General features: G+C 68.1%; 1 pseudogene. It reads right to left on the reverse strand.

Annotated features, from left to right (window positions below):
- Positions 1 to 912 (reverse strand): annotated as a pseudogene (locus tag EN893_RS35780) (lysine N(6)-hydroxylase/L-ornithine N(5)-oxygenase family protein); the annotation flags it as partial.

Raw genomic sequence — 912 nt, forward strand, 5'->3', positions numbered from 1 at the left:
ACGGCGGCGGGCGGGGGCCCGCCACAGCAGCCGGCGCTTGCCGACACCGTCACGACACCGACGGCGCTGCACACGCCGGTCTCCGGCAGCACCAGCCGGACTTCGCGGGCCGCGGCATGGTCTCCGGCAATATCGGCCACCACCGAGCGGACTTGCTCGTAGCCGGTCGCCATCAGGAAAGTCGGGGCACGGCCGTAGGATTTCGAGCCGACGATGGTGAAGCCCGGTTCGGGGTGCGCGAGCTCTGCAATGCCATGCGCCGGAACCGTGCCGCATGAGTGGTAGTTTGGATCGATCAGTGGCGCCAGTGCCGGCGGCGCTTCGACGGCGTGATCGAGCGCGATGCGGATTTCGCTCAGGAACGACAGGTCTGGCCTGAAGCCGGTGGTGACGACGATGCGGTCGATGGCCAGGTTGAACGGCTTGCCACCCAGGTTGGCGTCGACCACGAGGCCCTCGCCTTGTCTCTCGATGCCGTTGACGGCGAAGGGCGCCAGCATGTTCAGCCTGCCATCCGCCATCGCCTGCCTGGCCGCCAATCCAAGCGCGCCGCGTTCCGGCAACTGGTCGTTCAGCCCGCCGCCGAGCAGTCTCTCGATGCTGGCGTGGCGCAGCGCCCAGAAGATTTCGGTGCCAGGCGCCGCATCCTGCAACTCCATCAGCGCCAATGCGACGTTGATGGCCGAGTGCCCGCCGCCGATGACCAGGATGCGCTTGCCCGCATAGTCTTCTCTCGCCTTGCCGACCACGTCGGGAATGCCATAGGCGATGCGTGCCGACGCCTCGCCTTCGCCGACAACCGGCAGCCCGTCGACGCCGATCGGATTTGGCCGCCACCATGTTCCGGACGCGTCGATGGCCGCGCGCGCGAGAACGCGGTGTTCGCCGCCGGTATCGCGATAGCGGATGACG

Source organism: Mesorhizobium sp. M7A.F.Ca.CA.004.04.2.1 (genome assembly GCF_004022825.1).
Lineage (GTDB): Bacteria > Pseudomonadota > Alphaproteobacteria > Rhizobiales > Rhizobiaceae > Mesorhizobium.